The 18,694-nt window shown below is 43.8% G+C and carries 17 protein-coding genes; 5 read left to right on the top strand and 12 right to left on the bottom strand.

Translation table 11 applies throughout. From position 1 onward, the window contains the following. Position 1: 1 nt before the first annotated feature. From sodA to O3620_RS01620, 7 genes are all read right to left on the bottom strand, one after another. Positions 2 to 607: a superoxide dismutase SodA gene (gene sodA / locus O3620_RS01590; protein ID WP_002900832.1), complete on the bottom strand. Its 606-nt coding sequence runs from the start codon at positions 605 to 607 to the stop codon at positions 2 to 4. 62 nt (positions 608 to 669) lie between these two features. Next, positions 670 to 1,716, bottom strand: coding sequence for a DNA polymerase III subunit delta (gene holA / locus O3620_RS01595; protein ID WP_002900833.1), 1,047 nt, complete (start codon positions 1,714 to 1,716; stop codon positions 670 to 672). 251 nt (positions 1,717 to 1,967) lie between these two features. Then, a complete protein-coding gene (locus O3620_RS01600) occupies positions 1,968 to 3,095 on the bottom strand; it encodes a DUF805 domain-containing protein (RefSeq protein WP_004191883.1) in 1,128 nt (375 codons plus the stop codon). A 128-nt stretch (positions 3,096 to 3,223) separates the two neighbouring features. Beyond that, entirely contained in the window at positions 3,224 to 5,464 is a 2,241-nt protein-coding gene (locus O3620_RS01605; protein ID WP_371601352.1) for a DNA internalization-related competence protein ComEC/Rec2, read from the bottom strand. Continuing rightward, complete coding sequence (locus tag O3620_RS01610; protein WP_032908863.1) at positions 5,448 to 6,128, bottom strand: helix-hairpin-helix domain-containing protein; 681 nt, start codon at positions 6,126 to 6,128, stop codon at positions 5,448 to 5,450. Before O3620_RS01610 ends, O3620_RS01605 begins: the two co-directional genes overlap by 17 nt. A gap of 147 nt (positions 6,129 to 6,275) precedes the next feature. Then, complete coding sequence (locus tag O3620_RS01615; protein WP_169449407.1) at positions 6,276 to 6,824, bottom strand: HXXEE domain-containing protein; 549 nt, start codon at positions 6,822 to 6,824, stop codon at positions 6,276 to 6,278. A 72-nt stretch (positions 6,825 to 6,896) separates the two neighbouring features. Next, positions 6,897 to 7,637, bottom strand: coding sequence for a 1-acyl-sn-glycerol-3-phosphate acyltransferase (locus O3620_RS01620; RefSeq protein ID WP_002900842.1), 741 nt, complete (start codon positions 7,635 to 7,637; stop codon positions 6,897 to 6,899). A gap of 157 nt (positions 7,638 to 7,794) precedes the next feature. Between O3620_RS01620 and O3620_RS01625 the strand changes: the two genes are divergently transcribed. The 4 genes from O3620_RS01625 (at position 7,795) to O3620_RS01640 (ending at position 12,120) form a co-directional block, all read left to right on the top strand. After that, positions 7,795 to 10,134, top strand: coding sequence for a cation-translocating P-type ATPase (locus O3620_RS01625; RefSeq protein WP_371601353.1), 2,340 nt, complete (start codon positions 7,795 to 7,797; stop codon positions 10,132 to 10,134). Positions 10,135 to 10,261: 127 nt separating this feature from the next. Next, the gene (locus tag O3620_RS01630; RefSeq protein ID WP_002897979.1) at positions 10,262 to 11,008 is read left to right on the top strand and encodes a tRNA1(Val) (adenine(37)-N6)-methyltransferase; all 747 of its coding nucleotides are present in this window, start codon (positions 10,262 to 10,264) and stop codon (positions 11,006 to 11,008) included. Continuing rightward, positions 10,998 to 11,261 (top strand): GIY-YIG nuclease family protein, encoded by a 264-nt coding sequence (locus tag O3620_RS01635; protein ID WP_002902645.1) that lies wholly within the window; start codon positions 10,998 to 11,000, stop codon positions 11,259 to 11,261. The genes O3620_RS01630 and O3620_RS01635 overlap by 11 nt, the downstream gene beginning before the upstream one ends. After that, the gene (locus O3620_RS01640; RefSeq protein ID WP_002902644.1) at positions 11,254 to 12,120 is read left to right on the top strand and encodes a DapH/DapD/GlmU-related protein; all 867 of its coding nucleotides are present in this window, start codon (positions 11,254 to 11,256) and stop codon (positions 12,118 to 12,120) included. Before O3620_RS01635 ends, O3620_RS01640 begins: the two co-directional genes overlap by 8 nt. A 44-nt stretch (positions 12,121 to 12,164) precedes the next feature. On the opposite strand, the gene O3620_RS01645 is transcribed toward O3620_RS01640, so the two are convergent. The 3 genes from O3620_RS01645 to O3620_RS01655 form a co-directional block, all read right to left on the bottom strand. Then, a complete protein-coding gene (locus O3620_RS01645; protein WP_002902643.1) occupies positions 12,165 to 12,698 on the bottom strand; it encodes an isoprenylcysteine carboxyl methyltransferase family protein in 534 nt (177 codons plus the stop codon). Between the two features lie 183 nt (positions 12,699 to 12,881). Further along, positions 12,882 to 13,628, bottom strand: a complete 747-nt coding sequence (locus tag O3620_RS01650) for a DeoR/GlpR family DNA-binding transcription regulator (protein WP_371601354.1) — start codon at positions 13,626 to 13,628, stop codon at positions 12,882 to 12,884. A 388-nt stretch (positions 13,629 to 14,016) separates the two neighbouring features. Next, positions 14,017 to 15,588 (bottom strand): DEAD/DEAH box helicase, encoded by a 1,572-nt coding sequence (locus O3620_RS01655; protein WP_371601355.1) that lies wholly within the window; start codon positions 15,586 to 15,588, stop codon positions 14,017 to 14,019. Positions 15,589 to 15,945: 357 nt separating this feature from the next. Here O3620_RS01655 and O3620_RS01660 point away from each other — a divergent pair, with 357 nt between their 5' ends. Next, the gene (locus tag O3620_RS01660) at positions 15,946 to 16,344 is read left to right on the top strand and encodes a hypothetical protein (RefSeq protein ID WP_002919409.1); all 399 of its coding nucleotides are present in this window, start codon (positions 15,946 to 15,948) and stop codon (positions 16,342 to 16,344) included. Positions 16,345 to 16,376: 32 nt separating this feature from the next. Here O3620_RS01660 and icd read toward each other — a convergent pair whose 3' ends face one another. Both icd and O3620_RS01670 read right to left on the bottom strand, forming a co-directional pair. After that, positions 16,377 to 17,588: an NADP-dependent isocitrate dehydrogenase gene (gene icd, locus O3620_RS01665; protein WP_002919410.1), complete on the bottom strand. Its 1,212-nt coding sequence runs from the start codon at positions 17,586 to 17,588 to the stop codon at positions 16,377 to 16,379. Further along, on the bottom strand, positions 17,575 to 18,693 hold the full coding sequence (locus O3620_RS01670; RefSeq protein ID WP_002919412.1) for a citrate synthase: 1,119 nt from the start codon (positions 18,691 to 18,693) through the stop codon (positions 17,575 to 17,577). Before O3620_RS01670 ends, icd begins: the two co-directional genes overlap by 14 nt. Position 18,694 lies beyond the last annotated feature (1 nt).

Genomic DNA, 18,694 nt, shown 5'->3' on the forward strand with positions numbered 1-18,694 from the left:
TTTATTTAGCAGCAGCGTAAAGTTCGTCAACCTTTTTCCAGTTAATAACTGAGAAGAAAGCTTGGATGTAGTTCGGACGAAGATTGCGGTATTTCACATAGTAAGCATGTTCCCAAACATCCAGTCCCAAGATTGGAGTTTTACCTTCTGAAATAGGAGTATCCTGATTTGCTGTTGAAGTTACTTCCAACTTGCCTTCTTTGTTGACAACCAACCAAGCCCAGCCAGAACCAAAACGAGTTGTAGCCGCTGCAGTGAAAGCTGCTTTAAAGTCTTCAAATGATCCAAAAGTAGCTTCGATATCCGCTGCCAACTCTGCAGATGGTGATGTTTCTGCTGGTGTCATCAATTCCCAGAAAAGAGCGTGGTTAAGATGACCACCACCGTTGTTAATGACTGCTTGACGGATATCAGCTGGGATAGACCCCACATCAGCCAATAATTTTTCCAAGTCTTCACCAATTTCAGGATGTTTTTCAAGCGCAGCATTAACATTCGTTACATAGGTATTGTGGTGCTTGTCATGATGCAAGTGCATTGTTTCTTCATCAATGTAAGGCTCCAAAGCATCGTAAGCGTAAGGAAGATCAGGTAAGATAATTGCCATTTGATAGACCTCTTTTTCTATATGATTATAAAAATGATAACGCAATCATTAGAATTTTTCAACTATTTTGCTTGTAACTCACCCGTCGCAATCTTGAGCAGAGCCAAATCAAACAGGTAATCTTTATCATACAGCCCCGATTTAATTTGGTAATCTGTTTCAATCAGACAGGCCATGGTCTTTTTAAGAAAGGCTAAACTCAGCGAGTGAGCATCTTTTAAAGCAAACTTGACTTGATAAGGATTGACCTTGCGGCCTAGATAGTCGGACAAATCAGATACAATCTGACTCTCAGCTCTGCCATTTTCCGCTAAAATCTTGACTTGCGTAAAGATACGAAACTGCCCCAGCATAATGGCAATAAGCTTGATTTCATCCTCGCCTTGAAGAGTCAAATCTCGCACCAAGCTTCTGGCCTCATCAATCTTCTGCTGCAAAATCAGCTGGGTCAGGTTAAAAATATTATCCTGAAGAGTCTTGGGAATGGCCTCAACAATGTCTTCTAAACCAATCTGACCAGACTCTTTATAACCTTTCAGAAAGGCTAAATTTTTACTGACTTCACTGAACTGAAAACCTGATTTCAGCAACAACTGATCGAAAGCTGTCGGAGCAAATTGTAATCCTTCTGCCTGTGCCTCTTTGCTGAAATAAGCCCGTAGATCTGCTTCCTTGAGTTCTGTAGCCTCAAATATTTTTCCGTCCCGTTTCAGCAGTTTGACCAGACGGCGCTTGCTATCCAATTTGCCTTCTGCAAAGATAACCAGACGAGTTGTATCCGCTGGATTTTCCAGATAATTTTCAAAAGATTTTAGTTCTTCATCAGTCAGATACCGCTTCTTGGCTGTTGTCAAATCAGCAAAATGATCCAAAATTACGATTTTTTCATCCGCAAAAAAAGGCAGACTGACCAAGTCCAACTCCACATCCTGATAGTTTGCTTCTTTCATATCAAAAATAGCCGTGTTCAAATCACCCGGTTGAAACTGAATCTGGCGGAGAAACTGCTCCTTCAACAACTCAAACTGTCCCAAGTCATCCCCAGCCAAAATGGTCAAAGCAGGAAGATTGCTTGGCGTGATTTTTTTAATTTCCTCAATAGCTAACACCGAAAGTCTCCCCTGCTTTATATTTCTTGTCAATTTTATTCATGTATTGATTGTAACAAAAAAGAGTCGGAAAGTCTGCTTTTTTCTTTGCAAACGAAATCTAATTTTTGAATAGATCTGCTATATAAATAGAAACTGTTATTTGCTTCATTTTTCTTTGTTATGAAAAGCAATCAATGCCTCGTTCTGTTAAAACTTTTCTGCGAACGACAGAGCAAAAAGAGCTGGAAATATTCCAACTCTTTCTTTGTTTATTCATGATTTTCAGTTGTATCCTCTACACTGTTTTCAGCTGGAGTAGAAGTCTGCTCCTCTTGAACTGATGAAACAAAAGGATTATCTTGAACAGGTGCTTGAGTTCCAAAATCCTGAGGTGTTGATTGCTCAGGTGTTTCAGCAGTAAATGGATTTTGAACTGATTCCGCTTGCTCCACTGCCTGGCTTTGTTCAGAAACAGGTTGTTGTGGTTGTTGACCAAACTGCTGATCTTGGAAGCCACCTTGCTGTGGCTGTTGGCCAAATGGTTGGTTTTGGACTGGTTGCTGTGGTTGTTGACCAAACTGTTGGCCTTGGAAACCACCTTGTTGCGGCTGTTGACCAAACTGTTGATTTTGAACTGGTTGTTGTGGTTGTTGACCAAATGATTGGTTTTGGACTGGTTGCTGTGGTTGTTGACCAAATTGTTGTCCTTGGAAACCACCTTGCTGTGGCTGTTGGCCAAACTGTTGATTTTGAACAGGTTGTTGTGACTGACCAAACTGTTGTCCTTGGAAACCGCCTTGCTGTGGCTGTTGGCCAAACTGCTGACCTTGGAAACCGCCTTGTTGTGGTTGTTTTTCATAGTTCAAACCTTGATTGTATGGCTGTTGGCCAAACTGTTGTCCTTGGAAGTTTTGCTGACCATATGAATTTCCAACCATTTCAGGCTTAGATCCTTGACAAAGCAAAACAATCAAAGCAATACTACATGGAAGAGATACTATTCCTGCAATAATATTTAGAACTGGAATAAATGATAGTAAAAAAGGACCAACATACAAGAAAAGAAATGCCCAATGATAACCAGCATCACGTAAACGACGGACAATGATAGCTAAATTAGGTACAAAAGTTGCCAGAGCATAGAGAATTAAGATGAAAATAAAGATTACAGCGAATCCTGCTCCAGCCAAGATTGCTGATGGATCTGATTCATATCCATAAGTTGAGTCTTGAACTGCTGCTGAAAGAATACTTCCAAAAGCAGATGCCCAAAAAATGATAAATAGCGGTGCAGTAACAATAACATGGCATAAAACTACCCACCAATAGTCTGACCGGCTAGACCGGCTTGAAAAATCAGCATAGTGTGTCCAGAATTTTTTATATGCAGCAAACATAAAATTCTCCTCTATAATTTTTTATACCCATTATCTTATCACAAATGCATAAATAAATCAATATGACTTCCTGACTGAAGCTACATGGACATGAGAAAAAGTATCAGTTGGCATCTTCAGTCTAGATATCAGCGTACCGTTTCAATCCTCCAGGAATTCCAACCAATCAAACGAATGGCCCCCTGCTGGTCAGTTCGATAGATAGCAGTATTAAATTTCTCAAATCTTTGCAAAGTTTCCTGATGCGGATGTCGATAACGATTATTCTGGCCGGCTGATATCAAGGCCAGCTTCGGCTGAATTTGCTCTAAAAACTCTGGACTGGAAGAGCCTTTGGATCCATGGTGACCTGCTTTTAAGACATCTGCTTTCAGCTGAGGGAATCGCTGCAGCAGTTCAATTTCTCCCTGCCTTTCCAAATCACCTGTAAACAAAAATTTTGTCTGAAAGAACTCCCCGTAGAGTACAATCGAATCATCATTTCCACCGTCGCCTGTCCCACTAGGATAGAGAACCTGCAAAGCTGAGTCAAATACCGGAATCTCATCTCCCACTTCTACGACATGGACAGAAGTTTCTATCTGCTCCAGCTTTTGAACAAAATCAGGCTGAGTGAGACTTCCTTTGGAAACATAGATTTCCTTGATGGAAAAATGCTTAGCTACCTCCAGCATATCTCCCATGTGATCGGTATCGGTATGAGTCAGGACCAATACATCCAGACTAGCAACACCACGACTTTTGAGATAGGGAATTAAGGTCTTTTCTGCATTGGATGAAGTCTGTCGCTCCTGCCAAGCCTCTTTCTTTCCTATCTCGACTCGTCCCCCAACGTCAATCAAAATCGTCCTGCCCTGCCATTCCCGGAGAAAAATGCTATCTCCCTGACCAATATCCACTACTGTAATCTCATTTTGCAGCGGATGCTTTGTTAGGAAAAATAAGAGAAGAGCAAGCAAACTAAAAGATAAAAGCCAGCTTTTCTTTCTCCGAAAGTCATAGATTAAAGCCAAAACCAAAAGCAAAGCGAACAGTAACCAGAGGTTGGGCTTCCCAAAAATCAAAGGGCGCGGAGCAAAATCAGCTACCCAACGAATCACATCTTCGAGTAAGTCAAAGAAAAAATTGACTTGAGTGATTTTTAAAAGTGGTGACAAAATAAAAATGAGGGTTAACCCTGGTAGCATCAGCAGGTCAAAGAGTAGTGAAAATAAAAAAGTTAAAATCACGGACCAAGGCTGAAATTCTGCAAAGTAGTAGATTAGTATAGGCAAAATCCCCAATGAAATAGTCAGACTTTCCGCTAAAAGCTTACGAATCGGCGGTAACTTTTCAAAATCCATCATAGAAATCAAAAAGGCATAGGCGCAGGACAAGACACCGCCTGCTGTCAGAAGAAAATTGGGCATGATGATAAAGAGAACCATCAGTGTCAGAGCAAAGTTATCTAATCTGGTCAGTCCTTGCTGGGCCAACAACTTCTGAACTAAGCTTCTGACGACAGAAACAGAAAAGCCTGTGAGTCCAGCATAGATAAATGAAAAAGGCAGCTGCAAAGCATTTACTGTCTCCCTCTTCATCCCCAAACGTAGAAGAATTCTGCGAAAACCATCCAAAAAGAAACCTACCTGCATACCAGACAAGGCAAACAAATGGATGATACCCAAGCTAGAATACAGGTCACTCATTTCCGCAAACTCCGTATCTAAGTCACCAAACAAGAGTCCTGTCATGTAATGGCTCATTGGACTAGGAAAATTACTTCGAATATAGACCAGCGCTTTTCTGCGCCAGACAGACAGCCAATCCAGTGGATTCAGGCTGGAAATTGGTCTTAGTGACTGAATCTTATTGATTTTTAAGGTACGATAAATCCCCTGACTCTTTAAATAAGCCTGATAGTCAAAGCCCGAAAAATTTCGTTGTTGCTGGGCCTGTTCAAACTCTCCTTCAATATCAAGTACGACCAAATCTGTCAGTTGCTGAAAAACTTTCTTTTCACCGGCTGATTTGATCTTGTAGAAGACCTGATAAAGTCGACCATCCGTTCGCCCTCGAAAGGATAGGGAATCTCCATTGACTTTGATTGTATCTGGCAAGACTTTAACCGAGCTAGCTGACGGAGCTTCCTGCCTAAAGGCCTGCTCTGCCATTTCCCGACGAAGCAAGAAAAAGAAGACAAAAAGGGACAGGAATGCCAAAGCAGCTAGACTTTTTTTGAGGGGATAGCTGAAAAAGAGACGAAGCAGAAGGACACCCAGCCCAAAATAAGCCAAAGAACTGCCAGAATAGACTGCAAAATAGGCCCATACAAGGATGAAAGCCAGATAGATAGGGGTGAGGGGTAACTTTTTAATCCACTGTGACATATTCTTTCAGCTTTTCTAAGGTCTTATCTCCAATCCCTGACACCTTTTTCAGATCATCTACTGACTTGAAGCGGCCACTGCTTTCGCGGTAGGCGATGATGTCAGAAGCTCGCTTTTGTCCAATACCTGAGATGGTCTGCAATTCAGCCTCTGTCGCAGTATTTAGATTGACCTTGTCCGACTTTCCACCGCTAGCACCAGCAGAATCAGAAGCTCCTGCTTGATGCTGGCCAGTCTGTGTGACATCAGCTCCTTCTTCACCAATCTTTGCCACATAGACTACTGCTTCATCCGTTAATTTTTGTGCCTGATTGATGGACTTAGCCTCGGCGTCTGCTGTCAATCCGCCAGCTTTTTGGATGGCTTCATGGACTCTCGCTCCTGCTCTCAGCTCATAGACACCAGGATTCTTGACTGCTCCCTTAATATCCACAGTGACTTGCCCACTCTCCTCTTCGTCCGCCTTGGCCTTAGAGACAATCTTTTCGCTTTCTTCATCAGCTGAGCTGGATGAGGAAGTTACATCTTGGCTCAAGGCGGCTACCTGATTTTGCGGCTGGTGATTTCCCTTGATGAGGAAAAAAGCACCTAGCACAGCGCCAACTACTGCTAGACCAACAAAGAGCTTGTATTCTTTCAGCTTTTCAATGATTTCTTCAAGCATATTTTTCTCCTTTGTCTTTTTATTCGTAAAAAATTCAAAAAAATAAAACAAGCCGAGAATATTTTCAGCTTGTCATATTTTAAAATCTTTATTTTACAAGTAGTCGTATAGATAGAAGGTGCATTGTTGAAAATAGGAGCTGTAATATCAGTCTGCTTTGCTTATCCTGTATATCCAAGCTTCTAACTTATGAGCTCTGCTATGTAAAAAAGCCAGATTTGCCAAAAGAAAAGCCATCACTAGCACACTTAGAATCAGAAGCAGCGGCCAAGAAATCGACTGCTTGCATAGATAAAGGACCAAGACTAAGATGAGTATAGGAAAAGTCGTCAAAGCTGTGAAGCCGCCCGGTACCCAGCGACGAAAGCGAAACACTTGCATGATATGGCCCAGCAGATGGAGAGTATGACAGAAGCCAATAGCCAGAGCCAGCTCGGGAATGCGAAATAGAATGGCAAGTAACAAAAGGATAAAAGCCAGTAGAAATTCCTCTGCAATCATCAGAGCAATACTTTCAGCAGAAAGATAACTTCCTCTCCTAGAAATGAACATCTCCTTTTGATAGTCTTGATGGTCTTGATTCTGAGAAATCCAAGGCCGAATCAGGATAATCTCATCAAACTCGTGCAGCATAAACAGTGATAAGGTTACAAAAGATAAAAATGCAAGAGACATGGCATCCTCCTTATAAAACATACCAACATTATAACTCACTTGCATACAAAAATCAGCTCCCAAGCAAAATTGCTCAGCAAGCTGATTAGTATCTTATTTTCTATGCTTATCTGGATCCCAGACAAAGCTAGCAAAAAAGCTGAAAATGATGGTCAAAATTCCAATCAAAATAGCAGGAATAAAGACAAAGGCACGTAAAATCCGTAAGAAGATATTGCCTTTCTTTTGTGTCTGGTAAGGGGCTACTTCAGCATCCAGACGGTCAAACTCAGCATGAACACGGCGGGCCACTTCCTCAACTCCCTCATCATTCATCTTCTTAATGTCTGAAATATCAATGGGATTACCAAAATTCATATCCACACGCTCCCCAGCTGCCAAGCCTTTGAGGCTCATAGGACCAGCATAGACCACTGGCATGATACGGACTTTAGCCATCTTAGCAATCACTGCCACTCCTCCCTTGACATCCGTAGAATGGCGGCTGCCGCTTGGGAACATAATCAGAGAACGATTGCTCTTTTTCAGCATATTGACAGGATATTTGATAGCTGACGGACCAGGATTTTCCCGGTCGATAGGAAAAGCACCGCACATGCGAATCCACCAGCCGAACACCCGATTTTCAAAGAGCTGTTTCTTGGCCATGAAAATGAACTGCTTGGGCTTGGTCGCAAAAGCCATGTAAACTGGATCCCACCATGTTCGGTGAGGGGCCACCAAGATATAATTTTCATCTTTTGAAGGAATCTTTTCTTTATTGTGGTAATGTGCATTGCCGTTTAAGGTCCACAGGATAAAAATCACTAAACCTCGCAAATAAGTATAAAACATAAACTCTCCTTATTTCAAACCAAAATTATACTTGAAATTTATTACATCCTTTCCCATTATACCCTATCCCATTATAGTCTGCAATATTTTTCCAAACTTTGGCTGTAACAGCTGATTCTGATAGCCATTTCCATAAAAAAATGGTATCATTAATCTCATGAACAAGAAAGAATTAATTGGTTTAAACCAAACCCAAGTAGATGAAAAGATTTCGCAGGGCTTGACCAATGATTTTACAAGTGACACCAGTACCAGCAACTGGCAAATCGTTAAGCGGAATGTTTTCACCCTTTTTAATGCCCTTAACTTTGTTATTGCTGTAGCCTTGGTCTCTGTCCAAGCCTGGAGCAATCTAGTCTTCTTCGCCGTCATCAGCTTTAACGCCGTCACTGGTATTATTACAGAGCTGCGAGCCAAACACATGATTGACAAGCTCAATCTGGTCAGCCGAGAGCTGGTCACAGTCATCCGAGACGGCCAGGAAGTCAAAATTCAGCCAGAAGAAATTGTGCTGGGCGATCTGATCAAGCTGTCAGCTGGCGAGCAGATTCCCAGTGATGCCCGTGTGGTAGAAGGTGTTGCCGAGGCCAATGAAGCCATGCTGACAGGGGAGAGTGACTTGGTTCTCAAGGAAGAAGGCGCTGAGCTGCTGTCTGGTAGCTTTCTGGCCAGTGGGCAGATCTATGCTGAGGTGCACCATGTCGGCGCAGATAACTACGCCAACAAGCTCATGACTGAAGCTAAAACACTCAAGCCTATCAACTCGCGCATTCTTTACAATCTTGGGAAAATTTCCCGCTTTACCGGAAAAATTATCATTCCTTTCGGAATGGCTCTCTTCTTTGAAGCCCTGATGATAAAGGGATTGCCTGTCAAAAACTCTGTCATTACTAGCTCGACAGCTCTTTTGGGTATGCTGCCTAAGGGAATTGCCCTGCTGACAGTCACGTCACTCCTGACAGCTGTCATCAAGCTAGGTATGCGCAAAGTTCTTGTTCAGGAAATGTATTCTGTTGAAACTCTGGCCCGGGTGGATACTCTCTGTCTAGATAAGACCGGGACAATTACCCAAGGTAAAATGACTGTTGAAGCCTTGCATAGTCTGTCAGATAAGTTTTCTGATGAGACAGTCGGTCAAATCTTAGCAGCCTACATCCAAACCAGCGAGGATAATAACCCAACTGCTCAGGCTATCCGCAAGGGATACGGCCATTTAGAACACACCTATACTAGCGACAATGTCATCCCATTTTCTAGTGACCGAAAATGGGGCGCTATGCATTTATCCAGTGTCGGAACTATCTTTCTGGGGGCTCCCGAAATGCTGCTGAACAGCAATCCTGCAGCGGTTGGAGAGGCTCAAAAACGCGGATCACGGGTTTTGGTGCTGGCTCACAGCGAGCAAGTGCTAGACAAACACAGCATCCAACTGCCTGAAGATATGACTGCTCTGGCTGTTCTGGAAATCACTGATCCTATTCGGGAGGGAGCGGCCGAGACACTAGACTACCTGCGTTCTCAGGATGTTGATCTGAAAATCATCTCTGGTGACAATCCTGTGACTGTTTCCCATATCGCGAGCCAAGCTGGATTTGCCAACTACGACAGCTACATCGACTGCTCTAAAATCAGCGATCAAGAACTGGTTGAGCAGGCCGAAGAAACAGCCATCTTTGGCCGTGTTTCTCCCCATCAGAAGAAGCTGCTCATCCAGACTCTTAAGGCCGCTGGTCGGACAACAGCCATGACCGGAGATGGGGTTAATGATATCTTAGCCTTGCGTGAAGCAGACTGCTCCATCGTCATGGCGGAGGGCGACCCCGCAACTCGGCAAATTGCCAACTTGGTCCTTCTTAATTCCGACTTTAACGATGTCCCTGAGATTCTTTTTGAAGGCCGCCGAGTTGTTAACAACATCGGCCGGATTGCTCCGATTTTCTTCATCAAGACGATCTATTCCTTTATCCTGGCTATCATCTGTATCGCCAGTATCCTGCTCGGAAAACCTGAATACCTCTTGATTTTCCCATTCATCCCGATTCAGATCACCTTGATTGACCAGTTTGTCGAAGGTTTCCCACCCTTTGTCCTCACCTTTGAGCGCAATATTAAGCCGGTTGAAAAGCACTTCCTCAAACGCTCCCTGCAGCTAGCTCTGCCAAGCTCCCTCATGATTGTCTTCAGCGTGCTATTTGTTCGCATCTGGGGCAGCAGCCATGGCTGGAGTGACATAGAAATGTCCACCCTGACCTACTACTTGCTAGGCAGCATCAGCTTCCTGTCCGTCATCCGGGCCTGCCTGCCACTCAACCTCTGGCGCAGCCTGCTCATTATCTTCTCTGTCTTTGGCTTCTATCTATCAGCCTTTGTCCTGCAGCACCTTTTGGAAATTGCAACGCTGACAGCCGCAACTTTGCCAGTCTATCTGATTCTCATGGTTGTTTTCGGACTTGTCTTTGTTACCTGCACCATCAAGCAGAAATACAGATTTGATTAAGAGCTAGCTAAAAAAGATTGTCATTTAAGCTCATGAAAACATGCGAGAGCCTTCGCATGTTTTTTAATTGTGCAAAAACTTCCCATATCCCTTTGGAATCCTTGCTAAATCATGCTATAATTGACTTATGAACGAAGCAAAACTAAAAGACGGAGAACGAGTCAACCAGCTCTTTTCGACGGATGTCAAGATTATTCAAAATAGTGAGGTCTTCAGCTATTCGGTAGACAGCGTGTTGCTTTCCCGCTTTCCCAAACTGCCCCAGCGGGGGTTGATTGTCGATCTCTGTGCTGGAAATGGGGCTGTCGGACTTTTTGCCAGCACTCGCACCAAGGCTCAGATTCTCGCAGTCGAGATCCAGGAACGTTTGGCAGACATGGCCGAGCGCTCCATCGAGCTCAATGATTTGACTCAGCAAATGCAGGTCATTCAGGACGATCTGAAAAATCTAGGACGCTATATCACTGGCAGCAAGGTTGATATGATTCTCTGCAATCCGCCATATTTCAAGGTTGACAAGAAATCCAATCTCAATGAAAGCCAGCACTACCTTTTAGCCCGCCATGAAATCTCAACCAATCTGGAAGAGATTTGCAAGATTGCCCAACGAGTCCTCAAATCTAATGGTCGGTTGGCCATGGTTCATCGACCAGAACGCTTTTTAGATATTTTAGATACCATGCAAGCCCACAACCTGGCTCCCAAGCGCATCCAGTTTGTCTATCCAAAGTTGGGTAAAGAGGCCAATATGCTGCTTATCGAAGCTATTAAAGATGGTTCCCGCGACGGTCTAAAAATCCTGCCCCCTCTCTTTATTCACAATCAGGACGGCAGCTACACTCCGGAGATTCACGAGATTTACTATGGAAAATAAAGCCTATATGTACGTGCTTGAATGCGGGGACGGCTCCCTCTATACTGGCTACACAACGGATGTCCAAGCCCGACTCAAAAAACATCAAGCTGGCAAAGGAGCCAAGTACACCCGTGCTCGCCTGCCAGTTACCTTACTTTACCAAGAGGAACACCCTAATAAGCCGGCTGCCATGTCGGCTGAAGCACTTTTTAAAAAGAAAACTAGACAAGCCAAACTGGCTTACATCAAAGAAAGGACTCAAAATGCCTGAAATCCAGTTTAAAGGCGACTTTCATCATATCGAAATTTCCCCAGACAGCCAGCTTGATATCGGTCAAGATGTCATTTTCCAATCTTTTACCAGCCTCAATGTAGCCAGCGGCGCACAACTCAAGCTAGGAACCAGGGCTTTCTTTAACGACCATTGTACTGTCCGCTGTCAGCACTCTATCGAAATCGGCAAGGACACCATGTTTGGTGATGGGGTCCGCATTTTTGACCATAATCATCAGTATTCTAATTATCACATTGAGAAGATTGATTTTACTGTTGCGCCAGTCAAGATTGGAGCTAACTGCTGGATTGGGGCCAATACTGTGATTCTCAAAGGTGTGACCATTGGCGATAATGTCATCATTGGAGCCAACAGCTTGATTTTCCAGGATATTCCCAGCAACTCTATCGCTATGAGCAAGGAAGAACTTATCATTAAGGAGCGTCCACAGGGCAATTTCCATGCCTTTACGCTGACAGCTTCTGATACCTTGGAACAATTGGCTTATTTAGCAGAAAATCTGCCAGAATTAGAATTTCACATAGCTGCTAAGACCAATATTTCTCCTTACTTAGCCAGCTTTAATGACTATCCCAATATCAACCTCTACACCAATATCCACCAGGATGACTTTATTGAAGACTTGCTCGATAGGGCGGATATTTACTTGGATATCAATCACTGGGGAGAAGTCGACCAGATTGTTCAAAGAGCTATCAGCAAGGGGAAGCCAGTTTTGGCTTTCAGCCAAACTGCCCACCAGCCTGAAGAAAATACTTTACTTTTCGAATCGGACCAACCCCAGCAAATGGCTGATGAAATAAGAAAAATAATGAAAGAAAAGGCTAGGACATAAAGATCCTAGCCTTTCTTTTGCAGTCGATACGCATTTTATTAACTTTATTCGCCAGCAATGCCATTTGGAATGATAACTTCCTTGAGTAACTGCTCTTCTTCCTTGATACGGACATAGAGGGTGATACAGTAGAGCGGAAAGAGGATGAAAAGAGCAAAGTAAGCATGACTGAGCAGGGCCAAGCCCACCAATTCTGGTACAACATTCAGGAAATAATTAGGATGTTTGACATTGCGAAAGAGCCAGTGGTCAACAAACTTATGATCCTTAACCAGCATTAGCTTGATGGTCCAAACTGGTCCCAAGAGCTTAGCAACAAGGTAGAGCATAAACATAGAAAAGAGCAACAAGACAGCGCCCAATAGACTCACAAAGTCAAAAGCTGGCTTTTTCAGCAGCAATTCCAGAAAGCAGACCGCATAAAAAAGCATGTGCAGGTACTTCATGATATTTGAATTTTTCACCCCATACTCCATGCCACCCTTGGCCAGAATATCCTGCTCATTCTGAGAGGATTTCCTCAAAAACACCAAACGAAAAAGCGACACAGCTGCAAAAATCACTATAATGATTGTCATAAGACCTCCTAAAATTTAGTAATACATTTTATTATATAAGGAATTCTGCAGCAAAGTCAAGACTGTTGTTTACAAAATGAGATAAAGATATAAAAAAGCTGCGACTAGAATTTCTAGACAAAATCCCAGTCACAACCTCTATAAAATATTTATTTGAAGCAAGTTTCTCTCACCGGTCAGACATCACAAAATTTCAATATAGGTGCTGTATTTTTCCTTGACTTTCGGAGCGATATTGTCGTCGGTCACAACTGCACTGAGGCTGTCCAGCCGGTAAAAAGAATAGAAAGAATAGCTGTCAAACTTGCTGTTATCGGCTACAATATATTTGCTGATGGCATTGTTAAGGATAATCGCGTCGCCGTTGCCTTCCTCTTCATTGCTGGTCGTAACATTATGACCGTCAATGCCATTCGCTCCAATAAAGGCCTTAGAAACCTTGATTTCTTTCAAAAGATTATTGGCAAACTGACCGACAAAGGTTTGAGTCTTAGCACGATAACGTCCTCCAATCAGAATTAAATCTAAGTTGGCTCTTTCTTTTAACTTTTCAAAAATTGGCAGCGAATTGGTGACGATGCTGATATTCTTGCCATCCAAATAGTCTCCTATAAAATCGGTTGTGGTGCCTGACCCAATAAAGACCGTATCCCCATCAGCAATCAAATCCGCACATTTACGGGCAATCTGCTTCTTCTCCTCAACATTCAGCATTTGCTTTTCTGAGTGGGAAATCTCGTTGAGAGCATTTTTGACCTTCTTATGGGCTCCGCCATGAACGCGGGTCAGCATGCCCTGCTTCTCCAAATCAATCAAATCCCGACGGATGGTCATATCCGTGACACCCAGCATTTCCTTGAGGTTTTTAACAGCAACCACACCTGTTTGATCCAGTTCTTGCAGAATGATTCTATGTCTACTTTCTTTCATTTTACATTCTCCTTTTGCTCCTGAATTTCTTACAGACTCACCTTCACCTTATTATACAACAGTTCCAGCATATAAACAAAGATTTGTGAATTTTTTTATTTCAAATAGCTGATATGTTGAATTTTGATGTCGAAATTAGTTCAAATACTTCGAATCCTGTTCTATAGCAAGAAGACCAAGAACTGTTCACAGCAGAAATAAGGGGACTATAATCTACTTTGAAAAACAGGGCTAGTTCAATCAGCATGATTAAGGAAACTACATTGACTCAGACTTATATTTCTATAGGACAGACGATAAGCGGACTCATCGAACAAACGAAAAAAAGAGAGAACTTGCATTCTCTCTCGGCGCTAAAATTGCCGCCAACTCTAGTTAACAACCCGCCTTATTTATCACCCTTGTTACGGATGACAAAGCCGGTTTTCTTTTCGCTAGAAGTATTGCGTGGCTTCTTGTGGTCCTTGCGGTAGCGATTTTCTTTATCAAACCGCTCTTCTTTACGACCTTTCTTAAATTGGTCGCGACGGCCACCTCGGTCACGGCGATTGTCATTGTTGCGACGGTTGCTATTTCCGCCACGACCGCCCTTGCCTTTTCCGCCAAAGCCACCGCCAGACGGTTTAAATGGCAATGGTTTTTCACGGGCAATTTCTACTTCAGGAAGAGCATCTGGATCCTGCACCGTCAAGCTGAGGATATACATAGCCAGCTCTTCTGGGCTGAATTCTGCTGCCAGCTTGCGGGCATCCTTGCCGAATTTCTCAAAGTTAGAACGGATGCTTTCATCCGCAAAATCGCGTTCAATCTTCTTAAGAGCAACTTTTTTCTTAGCTTGGAAAGCTTCCTCTGCAGTCGCTGGCTTAAGGCCTTTCATACGCTTCTTGGTCAGATTTTCGATGATCTGCAGATAGCCCATTTCATTTGGCGCTACGAAAGTGATAGACTGACCTGACTTACCAGCACGACCAGTCCGACCAATCCGGTGAACATAGCTTTCTGGATCCTGCGGAATGTCATAGTTGTAGACGTGGGTCACACCAGAAATATCCAAGCCACGCGCGGCCACATCTGTCGCCACCAAGACATCCAGATTGCCATTTTTAAAGTCTCGGAGAACGCGGAGGCGCTTGCCTTGGTCCAAATCACCATGGATACCCTCTGCTCGGAAACCGCGGATTTTCAGACCGCGAGTCAGCTCATCCACCCGGCGCTTGGTCCGGCCAAAGACGATAGAAAGCTCAGGCTGGTCCACGTCCATCAGGCGGGTCATGGTATCAAATTTTTCATTTTCCTTGACACGGATATAATACTGATCTACCAGCTCCGTCGTCAGCTCTTTAGCAGCAATCTTGACATGCTCAGGCTCCTTCATGAACTTGACACCGATACGCTTGATAGCATCCGGCATGGTTGCTGAAAAGAGCAAGGTCTGACGCTCTTCTGGCACACGGGAAATGATAGACTCAATATCTTCCAAAAATCCCATGTTAAGCATTTCATCCGCTTCGTCCAAGATTAAGGTTTCAATCTGATTCAGCTTAAGCGCCTTGCGTTTGATCAAGTCCAAGAGACGGCCAGGTGTTCCTACGACGATATGAGCACCAGATTTGAGGGCCTTGATTTGCTTTTCGATGCTGGAGCCACCGTAGACAGAACGCACCTTGACACCCTTACTGCGGCCAAAACGGAAAAGCTCTTCCTGACTCTGCACAGCCAATTCACGGGTTGGAGCGATAATCAAAGCCTGCACAGCAGGATTATCTGTATCAATCTTCTCCAGAGTTGGGAAGCCAAAGGCCGCTGTCTTTCCTGTCCCTGTCTGGGCCTGACCAATGACATCCTTACCTGCCATGGCAAGTGGAATTGTCTTTTCTTGAATAGGACTCGCTTCTACAAAGCCAGCTTTTTCAATCTCTGCTAGTAATTCAGTAGATAAATGTAATTCATTAAATTTCAATGTTCTTCTTCTTTCTAAAGGCGGTGCGAAGCCACCTTATAAGGCTTTTGATACTCAACTATCGAAACATACCAAGCACTTGTCGCTTTCTAAATCTCGATTTTCTGAGAGTATTCGCTCTTCTCTTCATAAATATGGGCTCTCAAGTCCAAGCACTAAAAAAGCGCCGACTCGGTCGCTAGCTCCCACTGAATAGAAAAACTGTATTTCTGCAACTAATCTAGTATACCACAAAAGCACCTAAAAAGATAGGACTTGCCTGTAAAATATTTTATTAGAGGTTTCTTTTGTAAAAAATGAAAACTTGAAAATCATTTTCAAAAACATTATAATCTACAAAGAAGAAAGGAGACAGGTATGAATAAATTTTTACGAGTGACTTTCATTTTACTGATTTTAGCTATGCTGGGCGCGGCTATGATCCAGATTTTCCAACCCCAGCTCTTGGGCAATGAATCCATCTATGGTCTAGCTCCCTACTGGCAGCGGGAAATTGGTTTCTGGAATCTGGCTATTCTGCCTTTAGTCATTGCCACCAACATAAAGTATGATTGGTTCTATCTGCGTATGACCTTGCTAGCACTGATTCTGGGTGGGCTGGGCTTTGGCACCAACCATCTGCTAGGCTATCTGGAAAAGGCGAATCAAGCAAACTTTCTGGGCTGGATTGAAAATTATCTACTAGTCTTCTGCTGGATCATCGGCTGGGGACTGGAATATCGAAAAAGACAAAAAAGCGATGAAGAGATTGTCTAGATAGGCAGTTTCTTCACCACTTTTTTTCTTCATTATGGACACTTTTCTATATTAGCCAGTAACTCCTCAGCAAATTGACTAGTGGTCAAAGCTGCTACTCCTTCCAGCTGACTGGCAAAATCCCCTGTCACTTTTTGCTCAAAGAGAGCCTTCTCAACAGCCTTAGTTAGGAGATGAGATACCTCCGGCCAACCAATGTAAGCAAAGAGCATGACCCCTGATAAGAGAAGAGAACAAGGATTAGCCTTATTTTGACCTGCTATATCTGGCGCCGTCCCGTGAGTAGCTTCAAAAATAGCATGACCAGTCTCGTAATTGATATTGGCCCCTGGAGCGATACCAATCCCGCCCACCTGAGCAGCCAAGGCATCGCTGGCATAGTCACCATTTAAATTGGTCAAGGCGACTACATCAAATTTCTCGGGATAGAGCAAAATCTGTTGCAGAAAATTGTCCGCAATGACGTCCTGGATGATTAGTTTTCTAGAAGCTAACTCATCCGCATACTCTCTTTGAGCTAGTTCATAGCCCCATTTCCGAAAGCCGCCCTCTGTAAATTTCTGGATATTGCCCTTGTGGACCAGAGTCACCCGGCTCAGTCCTTTGGCTAGTGCATAGTCAATAGCCGCCCGTATTAGCCGCTCGCTGCCCTGCTTAGAGATAGGCTTGATTCCAATAGCAGAGCTTTCTGGGAAGCGAATCTTGTAAACCTGCATATCCTCCTGCAGGAAATCGATAACTTTTTTGACTGCAGTCGTTCCACTCTCCCACTCAATCCCTGCATAGATATCTTCTGTATTTTCCCGAAAAATTGTGATGTCAGTCTTCTCTGGGTGCTTGAGCGGACTAGGAACTCCCTTGAAATAACGAACTGGCCGCAAGCAGGCATAGAGATCCAATTCTTGTCTCAGCGCGACATTCAGCGAACGAATCCCTTCTCCGACTGGGGTTTCTAGCGGGCCCTTAATTGCCACCATACAATCCTTAATCGTTGCCAGCGTTTCATCCGGTAGCCAGTTACCCGTCAGGTCTGCTGCTTTTTTCCCAGCCAAAACTTCCTTCCAAACAACTTTTCTCTGGCCACCACAAGCCTTTTCTACAGCCTTATCAAAGACCAGCTGGGCATTTCTCCATATATCAACCCCAATCCCATCACCCTGGATGTAAGGAATAATAGGAGCATCCGGTACCTGCAATCGGCCTTTCTCAAACAAAATCTTATCTGCCATTTTATCTCCTTCCAATGGGAAGATACTCCAAACCTTGAGCACCGATATAGTTAGAACGTGGTCGAATCAGCTTATTGTTCTTGCGCTGTTCCTGAATATGGGCAATCCAGCCAGCCACCCGACTCATGGCAAAAATCAGGGTGTAGATACTGCTATCAATGCCCAACACATGGTAAACCGTAGCCGAATAAAAATCGACATTCGGTATCAGGTGCTTGGTATGCTTCATATAGGCTTCAATTTCTTCTGAAAGCTGGTACCAGACCTCGTCCTTGGTTCCCTGTGTCAAGTCCTTGGCCATTTGACGAAGGTATTTTTCACGCGGATCTTGGGTCTTGTAAACTCGATGACCAAAGCCCATAATTTTCTCGTGAGAGGCCAGCTTGCGGTCTAGGTAGGCCTGACAATTTCCTTCCGCTCTAATCTCTTTCAGCATATCAAAGACACATTCATTAGCACCTCCATGGAGGGAGCCCTTGAGCGCTCCAACAGCTGCTGTCACGCAGGAATAAATATCGGTCAAGGTTGAGGCGCAGACTCGAGCTGCAAAAGTTGAAGCATTGAGTTCATGGTCTGCATGGAGCACCAAGGCACAGTTGAAGGCTTTGACTTCAAGCTCACTCGCCTCTTGTCCTTTGAGCATATAGAGGAAATTAGCCGCAAAACCTAAATCCTCCCGCGGCTCTATCGGAGTCTGACCCGACCTCAGTCTGGCAAAAGCCGCAATAATAGTCGGCATCTTTGCCATAAGCTGGATGCTCTGCTCATAGGTAGCTTCTAGAGATGCTTCCTCAGCATGGACATTATAAACACCCAAAAGACTGACCGTTGAGCGCAAGACACTCATGGGATGAAGGTGCTTGCGGGACTGGATAAGGATGCACTGCTCCACCGCATCGCTAATGGCATAATTAGCTCGCAGATCTTCTTCAAAATGCTTGAGCTCAATCTGAGTCGGCAAATGCAAATGCCACAGCAGATAAATCACCTCTTCAAAACTCGCATGGTGCTCTACCAATTCAGAAATATTGTAGCCTGCATAAGACAAAGAATCATCCACAATCTGGCTAATCCGAGTATCGCAGGCAATGGTATCTTTCAAACCGTCCGTCTGACTCATG

This window comes from Streptococcus sp. 27098_8_134 (assembly GCF_041431675.1).
GTDB classification, from domain to species: domain Bacteria; phylum Bacillota; class Bacilli; order Lactobacillales; family Streptococcaceae; genus Streptococcus; species Streptococcus sanguinis_R.